The sequence below is a fragment of the Streptomyces sp. CA-251387 genome (assembly GCF_050936625.1).
Classification (GTDB): domain Bacteria; phylum Actinomycetota; class Actinomycetes; order Streptomycetales; family Streptomycetaceae; genus Streptomyces.
This window is the reverse complement of record NZ_JBNJMJ010000001.1, coordinates 1575992-1598227: the sequence shown is the minus strand read 5'-3', so window position 1 is coordinate 1598227 and position 22236 is coordinate 1575992. Positions and strand designations below refer to the sequence as shown.

Sequence of the window (22236 nt, the reverse complement as noted above, 5' to 3'; positions counted from 1 at the left end):
CCTCCCGGGTGCGCTCCGGGAGGGCAGAGTGATGGGGTGTCAGCCGTTGCGAGGGCCGGGGAAGGCCGTGGGCCTGGCCTCGTCGCGGAGGCCGGGGCTGCCTGCCGTCGGCTGTGTCGGCATGGAGCGGGCCGCGGGGACCGTCGGAACGGTGGGGATGGCGGTGGTGACGTTGACCGCACGGCTTCCCGAGGGCTCGGTCGTACGCTCGGTCTCGGCTGCCGCCTGGGTGGCGGCGCGGCGTGCGCCGTAGCGGCGGTGAACCGCCTGCTTGGTGACGCCGAGGGCGGAACCGACCGCGTCCCAGGAGAAGCCGAGTGAGCGGTCGAAGTCCACGGCTGCCGTGACCAGGGTCTCGACACTGTCCCGCAGCTCCTGGGCGAGACGGACCGTCGGGGCGGGGGCGCGTCCGTAGACGACGAAGCCCGTGGAGGGACCGGAGCGGCGCGGGCGGTAGACGTTGCCCAGTTGCGCGGTGAGCGTGCGCAGTGCGTCCACCTGCCGGCGGACCCGCTCGATGTCCCGCACCAGCAAGTGCAGGCTGGCCCGAGCCTGGGCGTCGTGGGTTGCGTGGTCGGCCATGAACAAGCCTCTCGAACCGGCGTTGAAAAGGAGAGGGCCGCGATTACGGCGGGTGCGGCCCGTTGTGGTCAACTCTTTCTTGACCAACGCGGGATCGCTCCGCGGGTCACGCATTGGGGGCGTGTGGGCATATGCCTACGCTCCCTGTGTGGGGGTGTGCGCCTCGGCCTTCGGCCTCGGAGTGTCTGCCTACCCGCGCACCACCCGTTCCCAGTCGGCCAAGAGGCTGGGCTCTCCTGTGGGGGTTGCCCGCCGTCGGCGGCTCTCCGTTCGTGGGCATGGCTTGCTGTCGTTCGTCGCTTCGGCGACGTGTGCCCCGCCCGTGCACGCACAGACCGCGCATCCCTGGACCGCGGCCACATAAACTTGTGCGTTGCCCGCAACAACCCCCGCCCGAGAGGCCCGAACCCACCCATGAAGCTTGTCTTCGCCGGTACCCCCGAGGTCGCCGTTCCCGCTCTGGACGCTCTGATCGCCTCCGGGCGGCACGAGGTGGCCGCCGTCGTCACGCGGCCCGACGCGCCGGCCGGGCGTGGGCGCAGGCTGGTGGCGAGTCCGGTGGCCGAGCGGGCCGAGGAGGCCGGGATCGAGGTGCTCAAGCCCGCCAAACCGCGGGACCCCGAGTTCCTCGAGCGGCTCAGGGAGATCGCGCCCGACTGCTGCCCCGTCGTCGCCTACGGCGCCCTGCTGCCGCGCGTCGCCCTCGACATTCCGGCCCACGGCTGGGTCAACCTGCACTTCTCGCTGCTGCCCGCCTGGCGCGGGGCCGCGCCCGTGCAGCACGCCATCATGGCCGGTGACGAGATCACCGGGGCCTCCACCTTCCTCATCGAGGAAGGGCTCGACTCCGGGCCCGTCTACGGCACGGTCACCGAGCAGATCCGGCCCACCGACACCAGCGGCGACCTGCTGACCCGGCTCGCCTTCGCGGGCGCCGGGCTGCTGGCCGCGACCATGGACGGGATCGAGGACGGCACGCTGAAGGCCGTTCCGCAGCCGTCCGAAGGGGTCACCCTCGCCCCCAAGGTCAACGTCGAGGACGCCCGCATCGACTGGAACGCGCCTTCCCTGCGCGTCGACCGTGTCGTGCGTGGGTGCACCCCTGCCCCGGGCGCCTGGACGTCCTTCCGCGGTGAGCGGCTCAAGCTCATCCAGGTGCAGCCGGTCCCCGGGCGGGACGATCTCGCGCCCGGTGCGCTCTCCGTCGGGAAGAACAATGTGTACGTCGGGACCGGGTCGTACGCCGTCGAGTTGCTGTGGGTGCAGGCTCAGGGCAAGAAGCCGATGCGGGCGGCCGATTGGGCGCGGGGTGTGAGGATCGCCGACGGTGAGGTTCTCGGCGTCTGATCGGCCGGCTGTCGCTGTCGCTCGCTGACTGCCCGAGTGCAGGGTGCGTGGCGGCCGACTGCCGGGTGTGCGGCCGTCCCGTCCGTTGATCGCCGGACCGCCCTGCGCGGCGGGTGCACTGTGCGACGTACGCTGTGTGCATACCTCATCCAGCAATCCGGAGCACCTTTTTCGTGAGCGACACCTCCCGTCGGCCCCGTAGACCCGGCAAGCCCTACCGACGGCCCCAGAAGGACCCCGTCCGCATCCTCGCCTTCGAGGCGTTGCGTGCCGTGGACGAGCGGGACGCGTACGCCAACCTCGTTCTGCCGCCGCTGCTCAGGAAGGCGCGGGAGAAGGGCGACTTCGACGGGCGGGACGCCGCGCTCGCGACCGAGCTGGTGTACGGGACGCTGCGGCGGCAGGGGACGTACGACGCCGTCATCGCCGCCTGTGTGGATCGGCCGCTGCGTGAGGTCGATCCGCCGGTGCTCGATGTGCTGAGCCTCGGTGTGCATCAGCTGCTCGGGACACGGATTCCCGCGCATGCCGCGGTGTCCGCGTCCGTCGAGCTCGCTCGTGTCGTGCTCGGTGATGGGCGGGCCAAGTTCGTCAACGCCGTGCTGCGCAAGGTCGCGCAGGACGATCTCGACGGGTGGATCCAGCGGGTCGCGCCGCCGTACGACGAGGATCCCGAGGAGCATCTCGCCGTGGTGCACTCGCATCCGCGGTGGGTCGTGTCGGCGCTGTGGGACTCGCTCGGTGGCGGGCGGGCCGGGATCGAGCGGTTGCTGGAGGCCGACAACGAGCGGCCCGAGGTGACGCTGGTCGCGCGGCCGGGGCGGGCCACGACCGAGGAACTGCTCGGCGAGGAGGCCGCCGTGCCGGGGCGCTGGTCGCCCTATGCCGTGCGGCTTGCCGAAGGCGGGGAGCCGGGGGCGATCGAGGCCGTGCGGGAAGGGCGTGCGGGGGTGCAGGACGAGGGGAGTCAGCTGGTTGCCCTTGCCCTCGCGAATGCTCCGCTGGACGGGCCCGATGCGCGGTGGCTCGACGGCTGTGCCGGGCCCGGGGGCAAGGCGGCGCTGCTCGGGGCGCTGGCCGCCGGGCGGGGGGCCGTGTTGCTCGCCTCCGAGAAGCAGCCGCATCGGGCGGGGCTTGTGGCCAAGGCGCTGGAGGGCAATCCGGGGCCGTATCAGGTCATCGCTGCCGATGGGACGCGGCCGGCTTGGCGGGCCGGGAGCTTCGACCGGGTGCTGGTGGATGTTCCGTGTACCGGGTTGGGGGCGTTGCGGCGGCGGCCTGAGGCGCGGTGGCGGCGGAGGCCGGAGGATCTGGAGGGGTTTGCGCCTCTGCAGCGGGGGTTGTTGCGGGCGGCTCTTGATTCTGTGCGGGTGGGTGGGGTCGTGGGGTACGCCACCTGTTCGCCGCATCTTGCTGAGACGCGGGTGGTTGTTGAGGACGTGTTGAAGCAGCGGGGTGGTGGGGAACTGGTGGATGCTCGGCCCCTGTTGCCTGGGGTGCCGGAGCTGGGGGAGGGGCCTGATGTGCAGTTGTGGCCTCATCTGCATGGGACGGATGCGATGTATTTGGCGCTGATTCGGCGGGTGGGCTGACGGGGGCGGCTGCGACCGGGTCGCCGGGCGTCGGTCGTCTGCCGGCGGGTGGTGGTGTCGTCCTTGTGGTTCTCGCCCCCGCCGCCCCTACCCGTCCCATCCTGAAGGGGCTCCGCCCCTTCGACCCCGCTGGGGGCTGCCGCCCCCAGGCCCCCGCTTCGGCCCTGAAGGGGCCTTGTCCTCAAACGCCGGACGGGCTGATTAATGCTGGCCGGCGTCGAGATGCTGTGGGGTTGTTCTCGGATGCCGGACGGGCTGAGTGATGCCGGCCGGCGTCGAGGTCCGTCAGGGGTGGGAGGTGACGGCGTCTATGGGGGCGTGGGGGGTGTCTTCGCGTGCCAGTCTGTGGGGCCACCACACCTTCGGTCCCACGTCCAGGAACAGTGCCGTCACCAGTACCGAGCGCACGATGAACGTGTCCAGCAGGATGCCCAGGGCGACCGCGAAGCCGATTTCTGCGAAGGCGACCATGGGGAGGGTGCCGAGGGCGGCGAAGGTGCCGGCGAGGACCAGGCCTGCCGAGGTGATCACGGCGCCGGTTGCCGCGAGGCCCGTCACCACGCCCGGTCGGGTGCCTTGGTGGGCTGCCTCCTCGCGGATGCGGGTCGTGAGGAAGATGTTGTAGTCGATGCCCAGGGCGACGAGGAAGACGAAGACGAACAGGGGGAAGTCGGTCGACTCGCCCGCGTAGTCGAAGAGGTGGCGGAACGCCAGGGCGCTGATGCCCAGAGCAGCCGTGAAGGACAGGATCACCGTGCCGATCAGCAGGAGCGGGGCGATCAGTGCGCGGAGCAACGCGCACAGGACCAGCAGGACCACCAGCAGGACCAGCGGGATGATCAGTACGTTGTCGTGCGTCGTCGCCCGGTCCATGTCCAGCAGGGCCGCCGTACCGCCGCCCACCTGCGCGTCGGCGTCCGGCACCGCGTGCACGGCGTCGCGGACCCGTTCGACGGTCTGCTTCGCCGCCTCGCTGTCGGCGGGAGCGGTCATCGTCGCCTCGAACAGCACCTTGCCGTCGTACGACGGTTTCGTGCCCGGTGGCAGGCCCAGGGAGTCGGCGACCACGCCTCGTGTCTCGGCGACCGCGCGGCCCACCTGCTGCGCCTGGGCCTGGTTGCTGACGATGACCAGCGGATCGCCGCTGCCGGCCGGGAAGTAGCGCGCGGAGATCTCCTGGCCGGTGATCGAGTCGGGTTTGTCCGTGAACGCGTCCGCGTTGCTCAAGCCCTCGGCGCGCAGCTGGATCAGGCCCAGGGAGCAGACCGCGAGGGCGATCGCCGTCACGGCCCAGACCATGCGCGGGCGATGGGCGATACGGCGACCCATGCGCGCCCAGATGCCTCGCTTGTCCGGGTTCTCCGTGCCCAGGTGCGGGATCACCGGCCAGAAGATCCAGCGGCCGCAGATGACGAGGAGGGCGGGGAACAGGGTCAGCATCGCCAGGAGGCCGACCGCCACGCCGATCGCGGCCACCGGGCCGAGGCCGCGCGTCGAGTTCATCTCCGCCGCCAGCAGCACCAGCATGCTCAGGACGACGGTCGCGCCGGAGGCGATCACCGCCGGGCCCGCGCGGTGCAGGGCCAGGGCCATCGCCTCATGGCGGTCCTCGTGACGCCGTAGTTCCTCCCGGTAGCGGGCGACCAGCAAGAGGGCGTAGTCCGTGCCCGCACCGAAGACCAGGACCGTGAGGATGCCCGCGCTCTGGCCGTTGACCGTCAGGCCGGCGTGCTCCGCCAGGAGGTAGATGAAGGCCTGCGCGGTGAACAGGGCCGCGATCACGGAGAGGAGAGGGATCAGGAGGAGGGTCGGGCTGCGGTAGGTGAGCAGGAGCATGACGATGACCACCGTCATCGCCGAGAACAGCAGCGTGGAGTCGATGCCCTCGAAGGCCTCGGAGAAGTCGGCGGACGTGCCGCCCGGGCCCGTGATGTGCACGGCGAGTCCGCCACCGCCCTCACCCACGACGTCCCGGATGGAGTCGACGGCGGGCGCGATGCGCTCCCAGCCCTTCTCGTCCATCGTGATCGGGACCTGGACCTGGGCCGCGCGCGGATCCACCTCGCGGTCGAGGACCGGGCCCCGCGTCTCGGCGCCCCGGATGCCGTGGTCGGTCAGCTGCTTGAGCCGGCTCACGTCCTCGGTGATCGCCGCCCGGTCCTGTGCCGTCAGGCCGCCGTCACGGGCGTAGATGACGACCGCGGGGATCTGCTCCGGCCTGAAGTTCTCGGAGATCTCCAGGACTTGAGTGGATTCCGCGGACCCCGGCAGCCAGGAGGCCGCGTCGTTGTCCTGCGCGTCGGTCAGCTTCTGGGCGAACGGCGCCGTCACGAACAGCACCACCAGCCACAGGACGAGCACCACCCACTTGGCGCGTCGCGCGCAGACCAGATGCGCGACGCCCCGCTGTCCCGGCTGCGTCAGCCGCTTCTTCTCCTGGATCTCCGTCATGGCCACCCCCTTGGCCGCACAATGATCCGGTCAACCATCCGGTGGGCCGCCCAGCATGGCACGCACGAACCGGACACAACATCCGATGAACGTCTTAGGTCTGTACCGGCGCGAACATTCGTGCCCGGACATGGCAGTCTTGGGTCATGGCCGTGCAGATCAACCCCAGCATCCTGTCCGCCGACTTCGCCCGCCTCGCGGACGAGGCGAAGGCGGTCGAAGGAGCCGACTGGCTCCACGTCGACGTCATGGACAACCATTTCGTCCCGAACCTCACGCTCGGCGTGCCGGTCGTAGAGTCTCTGGCCCGTGCGACGGACACCCCGCTGGACTGCCATCTGATGATCGAGGCCCCCGATCGGTGGGCGCCCCAGTACGTGGAAGCGGGGGCCTCCTCCGTCACCTTCCATGTCGAGGCCGCCGCGGCACCCGTGCGGCTGGCCCGGGAGATCCGGGCCAAGGGCGCGCGTGCCTCCATGGCGCTCAAGCCCGCGACGCCCATCGAGCCGTACGAGGATCTGCTCCCCGAACTCGACATGCTGCTGATCATGACGGTCGAGCCGGGCTTCGGTGGTCAGGCGTTCCTCGACATCATGCTTCCGAAGATCCGCCGCACCCGCGAGTTGATCAGCAAGCACGGTCTTGAGTTGTGGCTGCAGGTGGACGGTGGCGTCGCCGCCTCGACCATCGAGCAGTGTGCCGAAGCCGGTGCCGATGTCTTCGTCGCCGGTTCGGCGGTGTACGGGGCCGAGGACCCGGCCGAAGCGGTCCGAGCACTGCGTGCTCAGGCGGAGGCGGTCACGAAGACCGCAGCCTGGGCATGCGACCACTGAGCCAAGGGAACGTGAACGGCGCCCATCAGGGCGGATCAAGAGCGCCGAATCTGCAAGGATGAACGGCGAATCCAGAGTGTGAACAGCAGTGAGGAGATCGCCGTGTCGGGTATGTCGGCGGGCCGGTCAGCCATGCGGATGGGACCCGCTGAGCTGGTGCAGGCGGCGGCCATGGCCCGCCGCTTCTACCTCGAGGGCAAATCCAAGATCCAGATCGCCGAGGAGTTCGGCGTCAGCCGCTTCAAGGTGGCCCGGGTCCTGGAGACCGCTCTCGAACGGGATCTGGTGCGCATCGAGATCCGTGTGCCGGCCGAGCTGGACGCGGAGCGCTCGGACGCGCTGCGCGCCCGGTACGGCCTCAGGCATGCCGTCGTGGTCGAGTCGCCGGCCGAGGCCGAGGAGACGCCCGACCCCGAGAACCTGGGGGAAGTGGCCGCCGACCTGCTCGGCGAGCTGGTCAACGAGGGGGATGTCCTGGGCCTGGCGTGGGGCCGGTCCACCATCCACATGGCGGCCGCCCTCGACCGGCTGCCGCCCTGCACCGTGGTGCAGCTGACGGGCGTGTACGACGCCGGGACCGCCGAGCGCGGTTCGGTGGAGGCGGTGCGCCGTGCCGCCCAGGTCTCCGGCGGCGACGCCCACCCCATCTATGCGCCGATGCTGCTGCCGGACGCGGCCACCGCGGCGGCGCTGCGCCACCAGACCGGGATCGCCCGGGCCTTCGAGTACTTCGACAAGGTCACGGTCGCCTGCGTCTCCATCGGCTCCTGGGAGCCGGGCATCTCCACCGTGCACGACATGCTCAGCGACGAGGAGCGCGCGCACTACGCCTCGCTCGGCGTCGCCGCCGAGATGTCCGCGCACCTCTTCGACGCCGAGGGACGCCGGGTCGGCCGGGACCTGGGGGAGCGGTGCATCACGGTCAAGGCCGACCAGCTCCGCCGTATCCCCGAGGTCGTCGCGATCGCGGGCGGGGCGCGCAAGGCGTCCGCGATCGACGCGGTGCTGCGCTCGGGGCTCGTCACCAGCCTGGTGACGGACACCTCGGCGGCGGACGTGCTGATGACGGCAGGGCCGACCCCGAAGCCCGCGCTCAACAGGGCAGACCCTGACGGACACTGACGGATACTGACGGGATGTCAGGAGGGGGCGGCCGCGGTGCCGTCCCCTCTTTTCTTTCATCGACGATCACTACGACCTGGGCGGTACCGAGATGACGGAACTCGTGGTCACGCTGGACCTGGACGGGGTCAAGGACAAGGCGGGCCTGATGGACCGCTGTGTCCAGAGCCTGGAGCTGCCCGACTGGTTCGGCCGCAATTGGGACGCCCTCGTCGACAGCCTCTCCGACCCCTCCGTGTGGCCCGCCGAGGCCGCGGACGGGCTGCTGGTCGTCGTACGGAACTGGCAGCCGTACGCGAAAGCGCGGCCGGAGGAGTGGGAGATCGCCCAGGAGGTGCTCTCCGCGGCTGTGGACCGGGCGCCGTCGCTCACCGTGATGCTCGCTCTCGGAGGACCGCGGAAGCGATGAATGCCCTGATTCACCGGGACGGTGAATCGTGTATTTCTCCCTCGGTCGTAGGGGCGCTCGATGCCTGATGGATCGGTCAGTCGGGAGGAGTGCAGGTCTGCCTGCCGGAAATGGATCTGGAATGTCTCCGACGGGTGGTCAAACTCCTGAAATTCCTGGTGGGAGTGGTATAGGGGCAGGGTCGCCGCTGGGCGAGCGGCAACTTTGACCGGCAATACGGAATTGACCTTTCCAGCAATCCGGAATGGGCCCTTCGTGACGGTCCTGTCACTCGCCATGTAATCGGCAGATCTGGGATCCGCATCCGTATAGCCTCGGCAGGGGATTGAGGCATGCGCCGCTGTTCGTGCGGCGGTGACGGCGCCGTGGGCGCGGGAAGGCGGGGGAATGGCTGACGGCCGCTGGGGGGATGTGCTGCGTACCGCGCGGATCCAGGCGGGGCTGACTCAGGACGAGGTCGCCCGTCGGGCGGAGATCAGCGTGAGAACCGTGCGCCACATCGAACACGGCCGGGTCACCCCGCGTCCCGCCACGCTGGCCCGCATGTCCCAGGTGTTCGGCTATGACCTCGCCGCCACCGGATCCGAGCCGGGCCGCTCACAACTCCCTTGCGAGATCCGTGTGCTGGGTCCGCTGACGGTGTTGTGTGCGGGGTTCCCGGTGGCCATGCCGCTGAAGCAGCGCGCCTTGATCGGCCTGCTGGCCGTTCAGCCCGACCAGATCGTCGGACACGAAGAGATCGCCGATGTCCTGTGGAGCGGCGCGGCCCCGCCCCGGTACCGGCATCTGCTGTACACGTACGTCGCGCGGCTGCGTCGGCTCATCGAGCCGCGGAGCGGTCGGCAGGGCGCCGCGGCCGGCCGTCGCATCAGCACGGTCCGCGGTGGATACGTCCTGCACAGCCGCGGGATGGGCCTCGACCTGTGCAGGTTCGAGGAGGGGGCGACCCGAGCGGCCCGCACCGCCCCCTCCGACCCGGTGGGCGCGTTCGAGTTGTACGGGCAGGCGCTGGGCGGTTGGCAGGGGCGGCTGCTGCAGGATCTGCCGCAGCTGTGGCAGCACCCCGCGGTGGTGCGGATGGCACAGCGGCACATCGACGTGGCCATCGAGTTCGCTGACCTGGCGCTACGCCTCGGCCGTCCCGACGACGCGGTGGAGCAGCTCGGCATCGCCGCGCGCGAAGAGCCGCTGCACGAGGCGCTGCAGGCGCGGATCGTCCTGACGCTCGCCGGGGCGGGGCGCCGGGCCGCCGCGCTGCGGCTCTTCACCGACCTGCGGCAGCGGCTGCGGACGGAACTCGGTGTCGAGCCGGGTGATGAGCTGTGGCGCGCGCGCCGCACCATCCTGAAGCAGGACGGCCCCGGCCGGAGCGCCGGAACTGAGGACCGGCAGCCGCCCGCCGCCGCGTCGGGAGCGTCCGATCAGGAGTCCTCGGATGATGCCGCGGACGCCCCTGGGCAGGGACTGTTCCCGCCCGCAAGACCCGTCGGCCCGTCCGTCCGACTGCCTCCTATGACCGTGCCGTTCACCAAGCGCCGGCAGCCCGCTGGCTCGACGGGCCGCCGGCGCGGCAGCGCACGGAGCGTGCTTCGGCCGGCACCACCCCCCTGGGCCGTCGGCCGGCCCATGCCCCGACGGGCGGTCACGGCGCCGCGATGCGCCGGATTCGCCGCGGGGCACACCCGCCGAGCGCGCGAGGCCCTGTCGTCACACTGCCGGGCGGGCGGAAATGGGCCGTCGCCGCCGCTCACGTCCCGCCGAGTGGGGAGGCGGCCAGCCTGCACGGCTTCGCAGGTCGCAGCGATGATCGGAGCCTGGCACCGGGCGCCGCGCGGCCATGCCGCCCTTACCGGCTCACAGCGGACCATGCCGCTCTGACCGGCTCGCCCAGCGGCGCGGGTCGTTCGGCCGCGCCTGCCGTCAACGGCCAAGCGGACCGGCGTGGTCCGTATGGCTGCACTACTCGGCGGACGCGACCCGGGAAGGTGACGACAGGCCGGGGTACGGCTGCTCAGAGTTCCTTGCGCATGCAGGCCCGCGGCCACCTGTCCAGCCCGTGCGCGGCTTCCGCGGCCCGGATCTCGCGGAGTCCCGGAGTCCACTCCGACTCGGGCAGCAGCCGGAATCCGAGCTTCTCGTAATACGGCCCGTTCCAGACCACCTCGGTGAACGTGGTGAGGGTGAGTGCCGGGGCACCCTGCGCTCTGGCCCATTCCGCGGCGTGGTCGATGAGCGCCTTCCCGATCCGCTTCCGGGCGTGGTCGGGGCGTACGGACACCTGCTCGACGTGGCCGTTGCCGTCCACCAGTTCCGCGATCAGGTAAGCGACGGGGAGATCGTCGTCGGCCGCCCACACCCATGCCCGGCCGTCCCGCTCGTACTCGCCGAGGACCTTCAGCGACGCCGGTTCGTCCTCCGCGACCGCGATCATGCCGACGTCGGCGAAGACCTTTCCGGCTGCGCGCTCGATGTCCTGCAGAATCGGCAGTTCCGCGGCTCTGGCCAACCGGATCATGACTCTCCCTCGTCCGTGTGGTCGTGGACCGCAGCGTAGCCACCCGTCACAGCGCGCCTGACCTTGGTTGGACAACGTCTAAGTGCCTGCGTCGGAGTGCTCAGCCGGTGGGTTCCAGGGGGATTGTCGGCGGCGCACAGCCGCGCGAGCGGGGACAGCCTGGGCCACCTCCATGGCGGCCCCGCTTGGAGGATCCTCCTAAGGCCCCTCTGACCTGCTCGTATGAAGCGACCGTGCATCGCATTCCGGTCAGCATGGGACAATGAAGTACGTGCTCTTCCCCCTGGCTGACCTGTCCGGGGGCCACCTCTGATCGACTGGGATGTGCAGCACGTGCGTTTCCTCAATGACATCCAGCCCGCATACGACCTGACGTACGACGACGTCTTCATGGTCCCGAGCCGCAGTGCGGTGGGCTCGCGGCAGGGCGTGGACCTCAGCTCCCCGGACGGCACGGGCACCACGATCCCGCTGGTCGTCGCCAACATGACCGCCATCGCCGGCCGCCGTATGGCCGAGACCATGGCCCGGCGCGGCGGCCTCGTGGTCATCCCGCAGGACATCCCGATCGAGGTCGTCACGGACGTCATCTCCTGGGTGAAGAGCCGCCACCTCGTCCTCGACACCCCGATCGTGCTGGCCCCGCACCAGACCGTCGCCGACGCGCTGGCCCTGCTGCCCAAGCGCGCGCACAACGCCGGTGTGGTCGTCGACGAGGACTTCAAGCCGATCGGCGTGGTCACCGACTCCGACCTGTCCGGCGTGGACCGCTTCACCCAGCTCGAAGTGGTCATGTCCCGGGACCTGCTGCTCCTCGACGCGGACCAGGACCCGCGCGAGGCCTTCAACACCCTCGACCACCACAACCGGCGCTACGCCCCCGCCGTCGACAAGGACGGCCGCCTCGCGGGCATCCTCACCCGCAAGGGCGCCCTGCGCGCCACGCTGTACACGCCCGCCGTCGACGCCGACGGCAAGCTGCGCATAGCGGCCGCCGTCGGCATCAACGGCGATGTCGCGGGCAAGGCCAAGCAGCTGCTCGACGCGGGCGTCGACACGCTCGTCATCGACACGGCGCACGGCCACCAGGAGTCGATGATCACCGCGATCAAGACCGTGCGGGCGCTCGACCCGCAGGTGCCGATCGTCGCCGGCAACATCGTCGCCGCCGAGGGCGTCCGGGACCTCGTCGAGGCCGGTGCCGACATCATCAAGGTCGGTGTGGGCCCGGGTGCCATGTGCACGACCCGCATGATGACCGGCGTCGGCCGGCCGCAGTTCTCGGCGGTCCTGGAGTGCGCGGCCGAGGCGAAGAAGTACGGCAAGCACGTGTGGGCCGACGGCGGCGTCCGGCACCCGCGCGATGTCGCCATGGCGCTGGCCGCCGGCGCGTCCAACGTGATGATCGGGTCCTGGTTCGCGGGCACGTACGAGTCGCCGGGCGACCTTCAGCACGACGCCCAGGGGCGCGCGTACAAGGAGTCCTTCGGCATGGCCTCCGCACGGGCCGTGCGCAACCGCACGTCCGAGGAGTCGGCCTACGATCGCGCCCGCAAGGCGCTGTTCGAGGAGGGCATCTCCACCTCCCGCATGTTCCTCGACCCGGCCCGCCCGGGCGTGGAGGACCTGATCGACTCCATCATCGCGGGTGTGCGGTCGTCCTGCACGTACGCGGGTGCGGGCTCTCTCGAGGAGTTCGCCGAGAAGGCCGTCGTCGGCATCCAGAGCGCGGCCGGATACGCCGAGGGCAAGCCGCTGCACGCCAGCTGGAGCTGACGTCTCAACGCCCTTTCGTACGGCCCCCGTTGACCCGCCCGCCGGGAAAATCGGGGGCCGTTTCGCATGCGCGGGCTCTACCGTCGGCGCATGGAGATCGCCGCCGGCAGGGCCGAGGGGCCTCGGCGACGACAACCCGCGCGCGGCGGCGCTCTACGCACAGCTCGGATACCTGCCCACGGTGCCGTACCTCGACCGCTGGGCCTACCTGGGCGCCGACGGCGTACGCCATGAGCAGGCCGATCCCTGCGTGTTCCTCGTCAAGGCCCTCTGACAGCCCCCTGTGCAACGGTCGAAAGCCGCCCTGCAACGAACACCCACCCAGCCCCGATGAACGCAATGATCTTGCGGGCACACGCAAGGTTGCTGCATTACAACGGCAACGCCGCTCCTCATAGGCTGTCGCCTCGTACGTAGCGTGGCGGGGACCCCGCTCGGTGGGTTCCTGCTGTCGCAGGGTGCCGCCGGTCCCCGCCGCCCTGAGAGGCAGCGACGAAGGAGTCAGCGCGTGCTCGACCAAGGCGCACCCCCGCAGAACAGAGACCGGACAGCCGCACCGTCCCCGGGTGCCGGTGCCCGCCTGATGCGTCGCAAGCCCGTGGAACACCTGGTCGCAGAGGGTGGCCAGGGCGAGGGAGGGTCCCTGCGGCGCTCCCTGGGCCTGTGGCAGCTCACCATGATCAGCATCGGTGCCACCCTCGGCACCGGCATCTTCGTCGTCCTCGGCGACGCCGTCCCGGAGGCCGGCCCCGCGGTCACCCTGGCCTTCGTGATCGCCGGTCTCACCGCGCTGTTCTCGGCCCTGTCGTACGCCGAGCTGGCGGGCAGCATCCCGGTCGCCGGCTCCTCCTACTCGTATGCGTACGCAACGATGGGCGAGCTGGTCGCCTGGGTCTGCGGCTGGTGTCTGGTGCTGGAGTACGGCGTGTCGGTGGCCGCCGTCGCCGTCGGCTGGGGCGAGTACCTCAACGAACTGCTCGACGGGACCATAGGCGTCACCATCCCCGCCGCCCTGTCCTCCGCGCCCGGCGAGGGCGGCATCATCAACCTGCCCGCCCTGATCGTCGTCCTGCTGGCGATGGTGTTCCTGCTCGGCGGCGTCCGCGAGTCCGCCCGCGCCAACACGATCATGGTCGCCGTCAAGATCGCCGCGCTCGTGCTGTTCTGCGCGGTCGGCTTCATGGGCTTCAAGTCCGGCAACTACGCCGACTTCATGCCGCTCGGCATGGCGGGCGTCAGCGCCGCGGGCGCGACGCTCTTCTTCTCCTACATCGGCTTCGACGCCGCCTCCACCGCCGGTGAGGAGGCGAAGGACCCCAAGCGGGACCTGCCGCGGGCGATCATGCTGTCGCTGATCATCGTGACCGCGCTGTACGTGCTCGTCGCGGGTGTCGCCGTCGGTGCCTGGCACTGGACCAAGTTCGAGGGCTCTGAGGCCTCCCTCGCCGCGATCATGAACGACGTCAGCGGCCAGTCCTTCTGGGGCACCCTGCTCGCCCTCGGCGCGGTCATCTCCATCGCGAGCGTCGTCCTCACCGTGCTCTACGGCCAGACCCGCATCCTCTTCGCGATGTCCCGCGACGGCCTGGTGCCGAAGGCGCTCGGCAAGGTCAACGCGAAGACCGGCGCGCCCCGCCTCAACACGGTGATCGTGTCCCTGTTCTGCGGTGTGCTCGCCGCCCTCATTCCGCTGGGCAAGCTCGTCGACGCCACCAGCATCGGCACGCTGTTCGCCTTCGCCCTGGTCAACATCGCCGTCATCGTGCTGCGTTACAAGCGGCCGGAGCTCGAGCGCACGTTCAGGGTGCCGTTCGGGCCGGTGCTGCCGGTGCTGGGCTTCCTGTTCTGCGCGTACAACATGTTCAGCCTCGACACCGTCACCTGGGTCGTCTTCGGGTGCTGGATGGCCGCCGGTCTCGTGTTCTACTTCCTGTACGGCTATCGCCGGTCCCGTCTTGCCCTGTCAGAAGTGAAGTGAACCACCCGCAGTGCTGAACGATCTCGACGAACGCATCGTGCACGCCCTCGCCGAGGACGCCCGCCGCTCCTACGCGGACATCGGGCAGCTCGTCGGTCTGTCCGCGCCCGCCGTGAAGCGGCGCGTGGACCGGCTGCGCGCCACCGGGGCCATCACCGGCTTCACCGTACGGGTGGACCCGTCGGCCCTCGGCTGGGAGACCGAGGGGTTCGTCGAGATCTACTGCCGGCACAACACCTCGCCCGACACCATTCGGCGGGGGCTGGAGAGGTACCAGGAGGTCGTGGCCGCGTCGACCGTCACCGGGGACGCGGATGCGATCGTGCAGGTCTTCGCCTCTGACATGCGTCACTTCGAGCGGGTGCTGGAGCGGATCGCGGGGGAGCCGTTCGTGGAGCGGACCAAGTCGGTGCTGGTTTTGTCGCCGTTGTTGCGGAGGTTTTCTTCGGGGTCGCCCACGTAGCGCTCCGCAGGGAGGGCCGCGATGGGTGGTGCCGCGTGGTGCCGTCGCGCGGCTGCGGCGCCGTGGTGGCCGGTCGCGCAGTTCCCCGCGCCCCTTACGGGGCGCTGTCCAACCGCAGCTGATTCAGCATGCGCCGTACGAGAACGGCGTGCCCGCCCGTGCCGATGACGAGCCGGCGGTACACGGCCCCCGCCGGGCCGGGAAAGCTTGCCCGGGTCTCGGCCCGAACCCGGGTGTGTCCCGGGCCTGTCTCGTCCAGGTGGAAGACCAGCGCGTACGACGAGAAGCGGTGACCGCCGACCAGGGCCAGCTCCCGGGCCGGGTCCGCCACGGCCACCCGGAAGCCGCGCAGAGTCGAGCCCTCGGCCAGGGGGCGGGGCCCGGACGGCGTGCGGTCGGCGCAGCCGAGCAGGCGCGCGACGCCGAGTGTTCGTCGGTGCGCGAAGGAGCGGTCCAACATCTGGCCCAATTCGAGCCAGACGGCGTCGGGCCGCGCAGCGACGACCGTCGTCTGCTCGTCGACGAACGGCAGGGCGGGGATGTCGGTGGCGTCCATGAGGGCCCCTTCGGCAGGCGGGTGGTCCGGGTTCCGCCCGTCAGTCTTGCGCGCCGGCGCGGGCGGCGGCCTCCCTCTCCGGGCCGATGTCCATAGCCGCTCGGCGGAGCCACGGGGGGGGTCTCCTCCTGGCGGAGGGCGCCAGGGCGGGGACGCCCCGGAATATCCCTGCACAGCCGAGCCCGATCCGCCTACCATCGGTGTCATGACCTGGCGACATTGATCCACCAGCCGTGCCTCCCGAGGGCCGCCTCGGACGCCGTACCTCCGGCATCCGAACAGTCCCTGCGGGAAGGCCTCATGACACTCCCACCTGCACGTGTGCCCGCCACCGGTGTCCGGCGGCTGACGGCCACGCTCTACGGCTACTCGTTCCTCGACGACTTCGTCCTGCTCTACCCGGTGTACGCGCTGCTGTTCGCCGACACCGGCATGTCGCTCTGGCAGATCTCGTCCCTGTTCGCCCTGTGGTCGATCACGGCCGTCGTGCTGGAGGTCCCCTCCGGCGCCCTGGCCGACGCCGTCTCGCGACGGCTGCTGCTGTGGGTCGGTCCGCTGCTCAACGCCGCCGGCTTCGCCCTGTGGGTGATCGTCCCTTCGTACTGGGCCTTCGCACTCGGGTTCATCCTGTGGGGCGTCGGCGGAGCGCTCTGTTCCGGTTCTTTCGAGGCGCTGGCGTACGACGAGCTGGACCGGCTCGGAGCCGCCGACCGGTACGCGCGCGTGATGGGACGGGTACGGGCGGCGCGGCTGGCGGCCACCATGGCGTCGATCGGTCTGGCCGGACCGGTGGTCGCGCTGGGCGGCTACCCGGCCGTGGGCGCGGGCAGCGTCCTGGCCTGTCTGCTGGCGGCCGCGGTGGCGAGCCGCCTACCGGAGCACCGGACGCGGCCGGAGAACGGGGGCGACGGCTGGGCGACGACTCTGCGCACCGGACTCGCCGAAGCCCGCGGCAGCCGGGCCGTCCGCGGCGCCCTCCTGCTGGTCCCCGCCGTCGCCGCGGTGTGGGGCGCGCTCGACGAGTACACGCCCCTGCTGGTTCGTGACACCGGCGTGGCGGAGGCGACGGTGCCCTACCTGATCCTGCTCGTCTGGACGCTCGTCACGGCCGCGAGCCTGCTGACCGGACCGGCCGAGCGCCTCGGCACGACCGGGATGGCATGGCTGATCGCGGCCGCGGCACTCGCCCTCGCGGTGGGCGCCGCGGCCCGGACACCGGCCGGCATCGCCCTGGTGGGCCTTGCCTTCGGCGGCTTCCAGCTGGCGGAGGTGCTCGCCGACGTCCGTCTCCAGCACCGGATCGACGAGGCCCGCCGGGCCACCCTCACTTCGGTGGCGAGCCTCGGCACCGAGCTGGTCACGGTCGGCACGTTCGGCGCGTACGCGCTGCTCGGCACGAGGCTGGCCCACAGCACCGTCTTCGCGGTCCTCGCGGTGCCGTACCTGATGACGGCGCTGCTGCTGACCAGGGCGGCTAGAGCTGGGGCTGCCACGGCACGACCGTGAAGTCACCCGTCCCCTTCTTGACCTTCTCGAAGGGGGCGGAGCTCACGCACTTGGGCGGCTCCTGCCCCGCGCCGGGTCGGCCCGTCGCGGCCCAGCTGTAGCCGAGCCGGTCATGGCGGCCGGTGTCGTGGACGGTGACCCCGACCCGCTTGCCCTCGGCGCCCGGCAGGTCCGAGTCGGTGATGACTCCGGAGACGACGGCCACCTTCCCGCCGGTGACCAGGCAGTCGACCTTGACCTTGGCCCGGGCGCCCCAGTCGTTCAGATAGTGGCTGAACTCGAAGGTGCCGGTGGCCTTCATCGGGTCGGCGGCGTCCTTCGCGGCCAGATGCGCGTCGAACGAGAACGTGATGTCGTCGCCGGCCGAGCGGTACAGCTTGGCGGTGCCGGTGAGCGCGGCGGCCTCCCGCTGCTGCGGCACGTCCGTGGCGGTGGCGGCGGGACCGACCGTTCCGGCGGTGAGCAGCAGCAGCGCACAGCAGAGCACGACGGTCCTCGTACGGCGGTTCATGGCGGTCCTTTCCGCAGGTCAACCGGACAGTCACCACTGTCCCGCCGGCGCGCCACGGCCACATCGCACCGAGGACGGGACGCCGCCTCCGCCGTGCGGCGGGGACACCGTTGCGCCCCTCCGCTCCCAGGAGGAGGGGACCTCCGTCCGAGGGCGTGCAACGAATCGCCGTCGGTCCCGGGACCGACGCAACAAACCGCTCACCGGCGCGCAACGGCTCCTTCTTGTCCGCCCTGGTCAGCCGCCCGTACCTTCTAGATGGCCCCTCCAACCACCCTTCCGTCCGGTGAGGATCACGCATGCGCACCGCCCTGCTCCAGAGCTCCGGCCGCCCCGGCTCGACCGTCGAGAACCTCAAGGTCCTCGACGAGGCCGCGGGCCGCGCCGCCGCCGCGGGTGCCGGGCTGCTGGTGGCGCCGGAGATGTTCCTGACCGGGTACGCGATCGGCGACGGCATCGCCCGCCTCGCCGAGCCCGCCGACGGGGACTCCGCGGACGCGATCGCCGACATCGCCTCCCGGCACGGCCTCGCGATCGCGTACGGCTACCCCGAGCGGGCCGGCGACACGGTCTTCAACTCGGCTCAGCTGATCTCCGCCGACGGCACCCGTCTCGCCAACTACCGCAAGACCCACCTCTTCGGCTGCTTCGAGCGGGACCACTTCACGCCGGGGGACCAGCAGGTCGTCCAGGCCGAGCTCGACGGCCTCCGCGTCGGCATCCTGATCTGCTACGACGTCGAGTTCCCGGAGAACGTCCGCGCCCACGCCCTCGCCGGCACCGACCTGCTGGTCGTCCCGACCGCGCAGATGCACCCGTTCCAGTTCGTCGCCGAGTCGATGATCCCGGTGCGGGCCTTCGAGAACCAGATGTACGTCGCGTACGTCAACCGGCTCGGCCAGGAAGGGGAGTTCGAGTTCGTCGGCCTCTCCACCCTCGCCGGCCCCGACGGGGTCGCCCGCACCCGCGCCGGCCGCGGTGAGGAGCTCCTCCTCGCCGACGTCGACCCCGCCTTCCTCGCCGCCTCCCGCGAGGAGAACCCGTATCTGAAGGACCGCCGCCCCGGTCTCTACGGGTCCCTGGTCTGAAACCCCCTGAGCCTCCCCCCGCCTTCTTTGTCGCAGTCGCAAGGAGTCCGTACCTCATGACGTCCACGGTGCCCAACGCCGTCCAGCACGCCGACGAGCAGCAGCCGCCGATCACCATGTTCGGCCCGGACTTCCCGTACGCGTACGACGACTTCCTCGCCCACCCGGCGGGGCTCGGCCAGATACCCGCGACCGAGCACGGCACCGAGGTCGCGGTCATCGGCGGCGGGCTCTCCGGCATCGTGGCCGCGTACGAGCTGATGAAGATGGGCCTCAAGCCGGTCGTGTACGAGGCCGACCAGATCGGCGGGCGCCTGCGGACCGTCGGCTTCGACGGCCAGGGCACCGAGGGCCTGACCGCCGAGATGGGCGCGATGCGCTTCCCGCCCTCCTCCACGGCCCTCCAGCACTACATCGACCTGGTGGGCCTGGAGACCAGGCCCTTCCCCAACCCCCTTGCCGAGGCGACGCCTTCGACCGTCGTCGACCTCAAGGGCGAGTCGCACTACGCCGAGACGATCGACGACCTCCCGCAGGTCTACCGGGACGTCGCCGAGGCCTGGAACAAGTGCCTCGAAGAGGGCGCCGACTTCTCGGACATGAACCGGGCCATGCGCGAGCGCGACGTGCCGCGCATCCGCGAGATCTGGGCGAAGCTCGTCGAGAAGCTCGACAACCAGACCTTCTACGGCTTCCTCTGCGACTCCGAGGCCTTCAAGTCCTTCCGGCACCGTGAGATCTTCGGCCAGGTCGGCTTCGGCACCGGCGGCTGGGACACCGACTTCCCGAACTCCATCCTGGAGATCCTGCGCGTCGTCTACACCGAGGCCGACGACCACCACCGCGGCATCGTCGGCGGCTCCCAGCAGCTGCCGCTGCGCCTGTGGGAGCGCGAGCCGGAGAAGATCGTCCACTGGGCCCACGGCACCTCGCTCGCGAAGCTGCACGAGAACGGCGCGCCCCGCCCGGCCGTGACCCGGCTGCACCGCACCGCCGGCCACCAGATCACGGTGACGGACGCGAACGGCGACATCCGCACCTACAAGGCGGCCATCTTCACCGCCCAGTCCTGGATGCTGCTGTCGAAGATCGCCTGCGACGACTCGCTCTTCCCGATCGACCACTGGACCGCGATCGAGCGCACCCACTACATGGAGAGCTCGAAGCTGTTCGTGCCCGTCGACCGGCCCTTCTGGCTGGACAAGGACGAGGAGACCGGCCGGGACGTCATGTCGATGACCCTCACCGACCGCATGACGCGCGGGACGTATCTCCTCGACGACGGTCCGGACAAGCCCGCGGTGATCTGTCTGTCGTACACCTGGTGCGACGACAGCCTGAAGTGGCTGCCGCTGTCCGCGAACGAGCGGATGGAGGTCATGCTGAAGTCGCTCGGCGAGATCTACCCGAAGGTCGACATCAGGAAGCACATCATCGGCAACCCGGTGACCGTGTCCTGGGAGAACGAGCCCTACTTCATGGGCGCGTTCAAGGCCAACCTGCCCGGCCACTACCGCTACCAGCGGCGCCTGTTCACGCACTTCATGCAGGACCGGCTGCCCGAGGACAAGCGGGGCATCTTCCTCGCCGGCGACGACATCTCCTGGACGGCCGGCTGGGCCGAGGGCGCCGTCCAGACCGCGCTGAACGCGGTCTGGGGCGTGATGCACCACTTCGGCGGGGCGACCGACGCGACCAACCCGGGCCCGGGTGACGTCTACGACGAGATCGCGCCGGTCGAGCTGCCGGAGGACTGAGCCCTCGACGGCGGACCTCGACGGCTGCCCACAAGGGTCAAGGTCCCGTCACAGCCCGGCGGCCAGTGCCTTCTCGTACACCTCCGCGGCGACGTCCTTGAACTCCTGGGCGTCGCGCGGAGTGGTCTGCAGGTCGAGCAGGACCTCGTCCATGCCGACCTCGGCGAGGGCCGCGAGGTCCTCCACGATCTGCTCGGCGTTGCCCTGGTAAGGCTGGCGGTCGGCTCCGTCGTGCGCCTTGGCCGAGTACAGGGCGTTCACCCGCGGCACCCGCTCGATCGGCTGGGAGCGGCCGCGCTCGGCGGCGATGTCCTGGAGCCGCTGCCACCCGTCGGCGTACGCCTGCGCGCCCATGGCGACCGGAATCCAGCCGTCGCCGTGGTCCACGACCCGCGTCATGGCCTTCTTGCCGGCCGCGGCCACCAGGATCGGGATCGGCCGCACCGGCTTGGGGCCGACCACGGCAGCGTCGATCTTCGTGATCCGGCCGTCGTACGACACCGGGTCCGGGCCCCACACCGCCCGGCAGACGTCGATCACCTCGTCCAGCGTCTCACCCCGCTCCTCGAAGGGCCGTACGCCCGCGGCGGCGAACTCGTCGGTCGACCAGCCGGGGCCCAGCCCCGCGATCACCCGCCCACCGCTGGCCGCGTCCAGCGTCGCCAGGGCTTTGGCGAGCTGGGCGGGCCCGTGCAGCGGTGCGACCACGATGCCGGTGCCCAGCCGGACCCGCTCGGTGACCGCCGCGGCCAGGGTCAGCGTGACCAGTGAATGGGCCATGCCGCGGTACCAGTCCGGCCAGGGCAGGCCCGGGATGCCGTACAGGCCCTGGGCCGGGGACTCCGGGACCAGCAACCGCTCGTACACCCACAGGCTGTCGTAGCCGATCTGCTCGGCGGTACGGGCCACGTCCGTCACGTCCTTGGCGAGGTCGTACTGCCGGAGCTGGGGAAGACCGAGTCCGAGACGGATGGCCATGACTGCGCTCCTTCGCGATCGGTGTGCCCCCACCGGCCAACGTACTGCGAGCACGGGGAAGTGCCAGTCGGACCGGGCTCAGTCCGGCAGCGGCGTGAGCAACATGCGTCCCGCGAACCCCACCGCCGTGTCCAGCCGCTCGCTGAACTCCTCGGCGACGTCCGGCAGTCCGCGCAGCGCCCACAGCGCCCGCGCCGCCGACCAGGTCGCGTCGCGGGCCCGCTCCAGGCTCCAGGAACCGAGCAGATGGGTGAGCGGGTCGGCGATCTGGAGCAGGTCGGGACCCGGCATCAGATCTTCGCGGATGCGCTCCTCCAGCGAGACGAGGAGATCACCCACCCGATCGAACTCGTCCTCCAGCTCGGCGGGTTCGCAGCCGAGGCTACGACAGGCGTCCACCACGGCGAGCGCCAGATCGTGCCCGATGTGCGCATTGATGCCCGCGAGCGCGAACTGCAGCGGTCGTACGCCGGGATGCCGGCGCATCTGGAACAGGGGCCGCCAGCAGGCGGGCGGGCGCCCCTCGTCCTCGGCCGTCTCCACCGCCGTGAGATACCGCTCCGCGAACCGCACGTCCAGGGTGATCGCCGCACCCGCGTCCGGGAACCGTCCGCCGTCGATGTGCCGGTCGACCGCCTCCGTGACGGTGAGGTAGACGCGGTTGAAGACCGCGACTCCGTCGCGTTCGGGCAGGGCCGCGTCGAGGGCGCGCATACGGGAGACGACCGCGTCCACGGCTGTGGTGAATTGTTCGCATTGCGCCATGGGGGCA

The 22236-nt window shown here is 70.8% G+C and carries 19 protein-coding genes; 12 read left to right on the top strand and 7 right to left on the bottom strand.

Features of this window, described 5'->3' with window-relative positions; all coding sequences use genetic code 11:
- Positions 1-39: 39 nt before the first annotated feature.
- A complete protein-coding gene (locus ACQEV2_RS06945; protein WP_433037670.1) occupies positions 40-582 on the bottom strand; it encodes a hypothetical protein in 543 nt (180 codons plus the stop codon).
- A gap of 414 nt (positions 583-996) precedes the next feature.
- On the opposite strand from ACQEV2_RS06945, the gene fmt reads away from it, so the two are divergent.
- Together fmt and ACQEV2_RS06935 are read left to right on the top strand one after the other, a co-directional pair.
- On the top strand, positions 997-1929 hold the full coding sequence (fmt, locus tag ACQEV2_RS06940) for a methionyl-tRNA formyltransferase (RefSeq protein WP_433037668.1): 933 nt from the start codon (positions 997-999) through the stop codon (positions 1927-1929).
- 173 nt (positions 1930-2102) lie between these two features.
- On the top strand, positions 2103-3521 hold the full coding sequence (locus ACQEV2_RS06935) for an RsmB/NOP family class I SAM-dependent RNA methyltransferase (RefSeq protein ID WP_433037666.1): 1419 nt from the start codon (positions 2103-2105) through the stop codon (positions 3519-3521).
- Positions 3522-3806: 285 nt separating this feature from the next.
- Here ACQEV2_RS06935 and ACQEV2_RS06930 read toward each other — a convergent pair whose 3' ends face one another.
- Positions 3807-5972 (bottom strand): MMPL family transporter, encoded by a 2166-nt coding sequence (locus ACQEV2_RS06930; protein WP_433037664.1) that lies wholly within the window; start codon positions 5970-5972, stop codon positions 3807-3809.
- Positions 5973-6118: 146 nt separating this feature from the next.
- Between ACQEV2_RS06930 and rpe the strand changes: the two genes are divergently transcribed.
- From rpe to ACQEV2_RS06910, 4 genes are all read left to right on the top strand, one after another.
- The gene (rpe, locus tag ACQEV2_RS06925; RefSeq protein WP_433037662.1) at positions 6119-6805 is read left to right on the top strand and encodes a ribulose-phosphate 3-epimerase; all 687 of its coding nucleotides are present in this window, start codon (positions 6119-6121) and stop codon (positions 6803-6805) included.
- Between the two features lie 78 nt (positions 6806-6883).
- Positions 6884-7927, top strand: a complete 1044-nt coding sequence (locus ACQEV2_RS06920; RefSeq protein WP_433037660.1) for a sugar-binding transcriptional regulator — start codon at positions 6884-6886, stop codon at positions 7925-7927.
- Positions 7928-8018: 91 nt separating this feature from the next.
- Positions 8019-8336, top strand: coding sequence for a barstar family protein (locus ACQEV2_RS06915; RefSeq protein ID WP_433037658.1), 318 nt, complete (start codon positions 8019-8021; stop codon positions 8334-8336).
- 387 nt (positions 8337-8723) lie between these two features.
- Positions 8724-10214: a BTAD domain-containing putative transcriptional regulator gene (locus ACQEV2_RS06910; RefSeq protein ID WP_433037656.1), complete on the top strand. Its 1491-nt coding sequence runs from the start codon at positions 8724-8726 to the stop codon at positions 10212-10214.
- A gap of 133 nt (positions 10215-10347) precedes the next feature.
- On the opposite strand, the gene ACQEV2_RS06905 is transcribed toward ACQEV2_RS06910, so the two are convergent.
- Positions 10348-10851 carry a GNAT family N-acetyltransferase gene (locus tag ACQEV2_RS06905; RefSeq protein ID WP_433037654.1) on the bottom strand — a complete coding sequence of 168 codons (504 nt, stop codon included), beginning with the start codon at positions 10849-10851 and terminating at the stop codon, positions 10348-10350.
- 333 nt (positions 10852-11184) lie between these two features.
- Between ACQEV2_RS06905 and ACQEV2_RS06900 the strand changes: the two genes are divergently transcribed.
- The 3 genes from ACQEV2_RS06900 to ACQEV2_RS06890 all read left to right on the top strand — a co-directional run bounded on the left by ACQEV2_RS06900 (position 11185) and on the right by ACQEV2_RS06890 (position 15068).
- Positions 11185-12627: a GuaB1 family IMP dehydrogenase-related protein gene (locus tag ACQEV2_RS06900; RefSeq protein WP_433037652.1), complete on the top strand. Its 1443-nt coding sequence runs from the start codon at positions 11185-11187 to the stop codon at positions 12625-12627.
- Between the two features lie 508 nt (positions 12628-13135).
- Positions 13136-14605, top strand: a complete 1470-nt coding sequence (locus ACQEV2_RS06895; RefSeq protein WP_433037650.1) for an amino acid permease — start codon at positions 13136-13138, stop codon at positions 14603-14605.
- A gap of 10 nt (positions 14606-14615) precedes the next feature.
- Positions 14616-15068, top strand: a complete 453-nt coding sequence (locus tag ACQEV2_RS06890) for an Lrp/AsnC family transcriptional regulator (RefSeq protein WP_433037648.1) — start codon at positions 14616-14618, stop codon at positions 15066-15068.
- A 94-nt stretch (positions 15069-15162) separates the two neighbouring features.
- Here ACQEV2_RS06890 and ACQEV2_RS06885 read toward each other — a convergent pair whose 3' ends face one another.
- The gene (locus ACQEV2_RS06885; protein ID WP_433037646.1) at positions 15163-15624 is read right to left on the bottom strand and encodes a hypothetical protein; all 462 of its coding nucleotides are present in this window, start codon (positions 15622-15624) and stop codon (positions 15163-15165) included.
- Positions 15625-15924: 300 nt separating this feature from the next.
- Here ACQEV2_RS06885 and ACQEV2_RS06880 point away from each other — a divergent pair, with 300 nt between their 5' ends.
- Positions 15925-17130: an MFS transporter gene (locus ACQEV2_RS06880; RefSeq protein ID WP_433037644.1), complete on the top strand. Its 1206-nt coding sequence runs from the start codon at positions 15925-15927 to the stop codon at positions 17128-17130.
- On the opposite strand, the gene ACQEV2_RS06875 is transcribed toward ACQEV2_RS06880, so the two are convergent.
- Positions 17099-17641 carry a Repetin gene (locus ACQEV2_RS06875; RefSeq protein WP_433037642.1) on the bottom strand — a complete coding sequence of 181 codons (543 nt, stop codon included), beginning with the start codon at positions 17639-17641 and terminating at the stop codon, positions 17099-17101. The genes ACQEV2_RS06880 and ACQEV2_RS06875 overlap by 32 nt on opposite strands.
- A gap of 299 nt (positions 17642-17940) precedes the next feature.
- Here ACQEV2_RS06875 and ACQEV2_RS06870 point away from each other — a divergent pair, with 299 nt between their 5' ends.
- Both ACQEV2_RS06870 and ACQEV2_RS06865 read left to right on the top strand, forming a co-directional pair.
- Complete coding sequence (locus tag ACQEV2_RS06870; RefSeq protein ID WP_433037640.1) at positions 17941-18729, top strand: carbon-nitrogen hydrolase family protein; 789 nt, start codon at positions 17941-17943, stop codon at positions 18727-18729.
- 56 nt (positions 18730-18785) lie between these two features.
- Positions 18786-20486 carry a flavin monoamine oxidase family protein gene (locus ACQEV2_RS06865; protein WP_433037638.1) on the top strand — a complete coding sequence of 567 codons (1701 nt, stop codon included), beginning with the start codon at positions 18786-18788 and terminating at the stop codon, positions 20484-20486.
- A gap of 48 nt (positions 20487-20534) precedes the next feature.
- On the opposite strand, the gene ACQEV2_RS06860 is transcribed toward ACQEV2_RS06865, so the two are convergent.
- Positions 20535-21464 carry an LLM class F420-dependent oxidoreductase gene (locus ACQEV2_RS06860; protein ID WP_433037636.1) on the bottom strand — a complete coding sequence of 310 codons (930 nt, stop codon included), beginning with the start codon at positions 21462-21464 and terminating at the stop codon, positions 20535-20537.
- Between the two features lie 78 nt (positions 21465-21542).
- Positions 21543-22229, bottom strand: coding sequence for a DUF5995 family protein (locus ACQEV2_RS06855; RefSeq protein WP_433037634.1), 687 nt, complete (start codon positions 22227-22229; stop codon positions 21543-21545).
- Between the last annotated feature and the right edge of the window lie 7 nt (positions 22230-22236).